The sequence below is a fragment of the Desmonostoc vinosum genome (genome assembly GCF_059505385.1).
The window spans coordinates 1-5,120 of the sequence record NZ_JCACKM010000272.1; the positions used below are offsets into that span (position 1 = coordinate 1).

Consider the following 5,120-nt stretch of genomic DNA (forward strand, 5'->3'; position numbering starts at 1 on the left):
TGGTGCGCGGCGCGGTTACACCGCGCCATTGCTTGTGACACTTGCGTAAGTCCTGGATTTTTCACTATATTTAAGCATTGGTAGACTCAAGGGTGCTGTTTTACAATTTATTACAACTACTAGTGAAAAGTCGAAGATAACTCGAATTTCTTACGTTTAAACTCAAATCTGGTCATGTTCTGATGTAGGCAGGTATCTTAACTGACGTACTCTGTTAAGAGATTTCCATATGCGATGACTCAATCGTAACAGCAAGTTATAAGTATAAAGTGGGGGAGCGTGGGCGAAAATGCTCTCAGCTAGTAGTTAGCCAAACCAATTCTGAATTCTGACTCCTGAGTACTGAGTGCTAGTTACATTTCCTCGATAATTTCCAACAAAAACCCGCAGCCCGTATTCTGCACTTTCACAAGTTTTCTATCGAGTAGCGATTGAATTACCCCAGTAGAAAACCCGATAGTATGCAAAGGAGCAGAACCGCGACGACAACGAAGCGAGTGCAATAAACTAGCAGCGGTCAGACCAGAAGAGTCTTTAACTGGTTTAGTTTGGCGATATTTAGTCATCTGTTCTACCCCCTGTTACCGCTGCTAACTGTTGCTTAAGGACATCTATTTGCTGTTGATGCTCCTCGATTTCAGCAATTATTTGCGCTTGTAATTCTGCATTTGAGAGCGTTTGGATTTGGTCATCAAAGTAATGTCGAACTTCTTCAGAGTTCTTGTCAGTCAGTACGGTATAACGCCAAGAATTACCGTACTCGTGAGCTAATAGAGTATCAGGGGGGTAGTACTCTATGCCGATGATTAGTCCCTGTTGTGTGCGCTGACCAAAGGTATAGCGGGGATAGTCCCAGTTTGAGGGGATGGACATTGTGGGTTGCATAGATGTGATTGTTGATTGATGAGGATGGGTTGGGCGATCGCGCTCTGGTTATTGATACGAGCGATCGCCTGTGTGAGAATTACGCTGCGACTAACTCTGGTTCTTCGCTGAAGGTTGCATACTCCTGTAACCGTTCCCATTCATCGGCAGTCAACTCGTCAAATGGGAGGTCTAACAATTCTTCAAAAGAGGCAGGGGAAAGAGTGGGCAACACTTCGTCCATCGATAGCAAACGTACAGCATCAAACACCGAGTCAGAATACTGCTGCTGACCTTGTGAACCTAGAATTACCCACCAGTTACCGTCAGTGCATCCGACTTGTTCCAGCTTTACGCCGTTGCTGTTGTAAATCCCATCATCGAGAATTTCAAACCCATAATTCTGGCACTCGTTGAAGATATGCGCCATGATTCGATTCTCGGAGGTGCAGGGTGTTGGTTCTTGTTCCTGCACTGGTAAAGACCCATCTTTGTAATGTATGCGGATGTAGCGATCGCACATTATTGGGGTAGCAGCACGGAATACTTCTTTATCGTTGACCATGATTACCCAGCGTTGGGTTAAGTGGCTGTCGTCATGGGTGATGCTGGCTATCAATCAGTTCATTACCAGCGTAATATTCGTGGTGATAAAAGGATATTTCTACAGGGGTGAGTGGTTCAGGTGCAACAGCTTTGGCTTTGGCGACAATGTGGCTGTTTAGTTCGGCTTGGGCTGTAGCTTGTTCGTCAACTTTCTGAAGCTGGGCGGATTGATATTCTGCGATCGCACTTGCCCATGAATTCTTACAACGTTTGTCGCTGACCTCGACGCTCGCGCCGATTTCGCTGTAGATTTGCTTGAGTCGGGCAATCGATTTGTGGTGCAGCTGTTGTTGGCTGTAAATGTTATGAGTCATAATTGATGAGTCTCTAAAAGGACAGAAGGCGCTCAAGATTCGCAGTCCGGGCGCTTTCTTTATATTCTTAGTGTAAGGTGTTAGCTTACACTTGTCAATTGTTAGCTAACACCTTACACTAAGTAGTAGCTACAGGTTTACACTTATGGAGACGAGTTAAATGAATTGTGTGAAGGTTAGGCGTAATGTTGATGTCGAAATACAAGGATTGGGAGCTAAGATACAAGAAGCTAGAAAAGCCTCTGGGCGTACTTTAGAAGCGTTAGCCGCAGAGGCAGGTATTAGCCGAGTTTACTGGTACGACATTGAAGCAGAACGAATTCGTGAGGCTTTGCCAGAAGATACGCTACGAAAAATTGAACAAGCTCTTGGTATTGATTTTGGAGTGCAGTTCAATGATTGATTTTGCTCCCATTGACTCTTGTGTTCCTACCTCTGTCTCTTTAGATGAGCAATTGCTTTTAGTACTGCGCTTCACGCAATTGCAGTCATTAACCATACTATGAATCTATTTTCAATCGATTCATAGTAAATACTGCTGAACAACAAGAGGTGGAACAATGACTAGACCACCCAAAGAGCGCAAAAAAGATATCTCTGCTTCATCCAGTAATTCAACATCGCCAGATAACCCTGTAAACCAGGATATTTCCCAAGAAGAAAACCCATCTACAGCAACAATTACGGTAACTGCTGTTGAAGTTCCGGAATTGACAGAGGATGAACAGCGCGATCGCTTGCATCTTGAACGCAGAGTTGAGAGAGCATTTTTTGAGGCGGGTAAGGCTTTGACAGAGTTACGCGATCGCAGACTCTACCGTTCCACCCACCGCACATTTGAGGAATACTGCCGCGACCGCTTTGCTCACAGTCGCCGCCAGTCTTACCTTCTAATGGATGCGGCTGTTGTTTTTGATAACTTGGCTGAAAAATGTGATCCAATGGATCACATTCTGCCCACGAATGAGCGTCAAGTCCGTCCCCTGACGAAGCTTGAACCCCAACAGCAACAAGAAGTTTGGCAACGGGCTGTAGAGGAAGCTGGTGGGAAAGTGCCAACTGGTCGCATCGTCAAGGACGTTGTGCAACGAATTATGGAACGAACCAAAATCCCCAACACCTACCAAATCGGTGAGGTATGCCAGATTTTAGTCAAGGACAACCCAGAACTCAGGGGTAAAAGCGGTTGCTGGGCAATTGTTACCGCCGTTAATGACTTTAGTTGCACTGTAAGACTCTGGGATGGCGAACTGACGATTGGGCTGAAGCACCTCAAATCGTATGATTACCTGCCCCAGGAATGCCAGCAGATGCTCTTGATCTGCGATCGCATTACTCGAATATATTCCGACTCACTGGAGGAGACGGTCAAAAATCTCTTGCAGTGGTTGGGGAAGCTGAATCGGGCTTATCTGACTGCTGTGGAGGAGAAATTGTTGGGTGTGTTGGAGGCTGAGATTAAAGACTAATGCAACAATGCTCTGGGTAATCCATTGTGGTAGAGGTGTAATTTTGGTACTGATTATCAAGAAAAGGGCAACTCTAGAACAGGTTGAGCAAATGCTGCAAACTTTGGGACTTTATATCAAAATAGCAGTAGACATAGAAAGAGAGATTTTAGCAGGGGGAGGAGAGAAACACGCTTTTTGTGAAGCAGCATTACTCGAAGATGGTAGTAGACAGCGAGATATTTGGGGTGCTGACTGGACTCCCTTTAATCAATCAATAGCTTATGAATCGATTATTAACATTCGCCCAAGTCAAAATAATCGCTCAATGCTAATTCAAGACCCAGCAATTAAAGAACATGTCAAAAAAATTACGAGTGAGTTAATTGGCGGATATGAACCAGAAATTAGATGAAAAACAAGCACGGTTTCAAAGTGAAAATACATCAAATCGCTTAGGACATATAGCTTCTAATTTAGCCAGGTTGAGAACATTTTGTAATACTGCCTACCCGGAAGCAGTTGAAAGTGTGGCAGATGAAACTATGTGTTTTATCGAATGGACAGCAGCAGAAATTGAACCGGAATATGCCGAAGAATTGGTTAACATTCAAGTCCAATTATCGCGGTGGAAATTAAAGTTTGATAGTCTTTGGTCTGATGAGAGCGAACGCATAAATATGTCCGAGCAAGCTAGTGCTTGGTCAGAGCGAGTATTAGATATGTCAGGGTTATTGTCCCAATCCGTCTAAAATTTTATTGAAAGACTGTTGCCCTGACCAAACAATTCGCAGTTCGCAATTCGCAATTGCGGACGTAATTGATAATTGATTCATTTAGGGTACAAGCCCCTAATTTTAATTATGAAAGAAAACAAAACACGTAGTATCAATATTCAGAGAAGTTGGATCTAAGGAAGCCTTAGATCCAAACTTCGGCAAGCCCCCAACTTCAGTTATGGGGTGTTAATTGCGAATTGCAAATTGGTAATTGCGAATTGGAAATGACCCGCATGAATACTTCCTCTGCTCCCTTGCTCAAAATACCCCCAGAATCGTTAGCAAGCCCCTTCACTCAAATTATTGAGCAAGGAGCCTGGGAAGTGATAAGGGATAGGGAGAGCAAGGAAAAGAAGGAGAATTAACTTTTCCCATCTACAACAAAATCCCTCTCAAGGTATCCTGAAAGGGCTAATAAGGGTAAAAAGGGGTAGGATACACTGATTTTTTGGACTGTTTAGTTTAAATTCCCTGCTTTTTCAACAACTCTCTTTAACTCTTCAAAGGTGATACTACCGTCTTGATCTCCGTACATACCTAGCAACTCCTGGGGGCTACTGATACCTGTTTCTGCTGAGATGATTGCACTTAAGCCAGGGCTTAAAAAAAGCTCATTAATGGAGACTTTGCCATCTTGATCGGTATCTAAGGTATCAAAAAGAGATTGAAGTTCTTGTTCGGTTGCCATAAGTTTCTATCTGAATTAATTTTTCAATTTTATATCTCATTAATATCTCAAAATTAAACACCAATTAGATCAAGAGACGTAGAAACGGGTATCACTGGTTGCCAGCGATCGCATCGCATTCATCTTGCTACTCAGTGTCACCACCCACAAGTACTACAGACAGCAATCAACGGAGTGGCTAATGCCTACACTGGGTTGCATCAAGCCATCCATGAACTGCGGCACGGATCGGTGACTGAGGCGAAACAAATATTGGCGCGGCAGATTGCTAGAGAGAGTAAATGTCTTAATGCTTTGGTAGGGCTACGGCGCGGTTATTAGAATGTGTTTTATTTAGTTGAAAGAATAATGGATACTGGACGAACTTTAGTAACCCACATTCCGCAGATGTGACTCAGATTATTGATATTTTTGAAAAATC

10 protein-coding genes are annotated in these 5,120 nt (G+C 43.5%); 5 read left to right on the forward strand and 5 right to left on the reverse strand.

Features of this window, described 5'->3' with window-relative positions:
• Nucleotides 1–353: 353 nt before the first annotated feature.
• The 4 genes from AC5JMF_RS29190 to AC5JMF_RS29205 all read right to left on the reverse strand — a co-directional run bounded on the left by AC5JMF_RS29190 (nucleotide 354) and on the right by AC5JMF_RS29205 (nucleotide 1,784).
• On the reverse strand, nucleotides 354–566 hold the full coding sequence (locus AC5JMF_RS29190) for a hypothetical protein (RefSeq protein ID WP_495799197.1): 213 nt from the start codon (nucleotides 564–566) through the stop codon (nucleotides 354–356).
• The gene (locus AC5JMF_RS29195; RefSeq protein WP_495799198.1) at nucleotides 559–885 is read right to left on the reverse strand and encodes a hypothetical protein; all 327 of its coding nucleotides are present in this window, start codon (nucleotides 883–885) and stop codon (nucleotides 559–561) included. The genes AC5JMF_RS29190 and AC5JMF_RS29195 overlap by 8 nt, the downstream gene beginning before the upstream one ends.
• Nucleotides 886–964: 79 nt before the next feature.
• Nucleotides 965–1,483, reverse strand: coding sequence for a hypothetical protein (locus AC5JMF_RS29200; RefSeq protein ID WP_495799199.1), 519 nt, complete (start codon nucleotides 1,481–1,483; stop codon nucleotides 965–967).
• Nucleotides 1,461–1,784, reverse strand: a complete 324-nt coding sequence (locus AC5JMF_RS29205; protein ID WP_495799200.1) for a hypothetical protein — start codon at nucleotides 1,782–1,784, stop codon at nucleotides 1,461–1,463. Before AC5JMF_RS29205 ends, AC5JMF_RS29200 begins: the two co-directional genes overlap by 23 nt.
• A 160-nt stretch (nucleotides 1,785–1,944) precedes the next feature.
• Between AC5JMF_RS29205 and AC5JMF_RS29210 the strand changes: the two genes are divergently transcribed.
• From AC5JMF_RS29210 to AC5JMF_RS29225, 4 genes are all read left to right on the forward strand, one after another.
• Nucleotides 1,945–2,187 carry a helix-turn-helix domain-containing protein gene (locus AC5JMF_RS29210; protein WP_495799201.1) on the forward strand — a complete coding sequence of 81 codons (243 nt, stop codon included), beginning with the start codon at nucleotides 1,945–1,947 and terminating at the stop codon, nucleotides 2,185–2,187.
• 157 nt (nucleotides 2,188–2,344) lie between these two features.
• Nucleotides 2,345–3,253, forward strand: a complete 909-nt coding sequence (locus AC5JMF_RS29215; protein WP_495799202.1) for a hypothetical protein — start codon at nucleotides 2,345–2,347, stop codon at nucleotides 3,251–3,253.
• A 43-nt stretch (nucleotides 3,254–3,296) separates the two neighbouring features.
• Entirely contained in the window at nucleotides 3,297–3,647 is a 351-nt protein-coding gene (locus AC5JMF_RS29220) for a DUF5674 family protein (protein WP_495799206.1), read from the forward strand.
• On the forward strand, nucleotides 3,628–3,984 hold the full coding sequence (locus AC5JMF_RS29225) for a hypothetical protein (protein ID WP_495799203.1): 357 nt from the start codon (nucleotides 3,628–3,630) through the stop codon (nucleotides 3,982–3,984). The genes AC5JMF_RS29220 and AC5JMF_RS29225 overlap by 20 nt, the downstream gene beginning before the upstream one ends.
• A 484-nt stretch (nucleotides 3,985–4,468) precedes the next feature.
• On the opposite strand, the gene AC5JMF_RS29230 is transcribed toward AC5JMF_RS29225, so the two are convergent.
• A complete protein-coding gene (locus AC5JMF_RS29230) occupies nucleotides 4,469–4,699 on the reverse strand; it encodes an EF-hand domain-containing protein (RefSeq protein ID WP_495799204.1) in 231 nt (76 codons plus the stop codon).
• Nucleotides 4,700–4,873: 174 nt separating this feature from the next.
• On the opposite strand from AC5JMF_RS29230, the gene AC5JMF_RS29235 reads away from it, so the two are divergent.
• Nucleotides 4,874–5,020 carry a hypothetical protein gene (locus AC5JMF_RS29235; protein ID WP_495799205.1) on the forward strand — a complete coding sequence of 49 codons (147 nt, stop codon included), beginning with the start codon at nucleotides 4,874–4,876 and terminating at the stop codon, nucleotides 5,018–5,020.
• The last annotated feature ends 100 nt before the right edge of the window (nucleotides 5,021–5,120 follow it).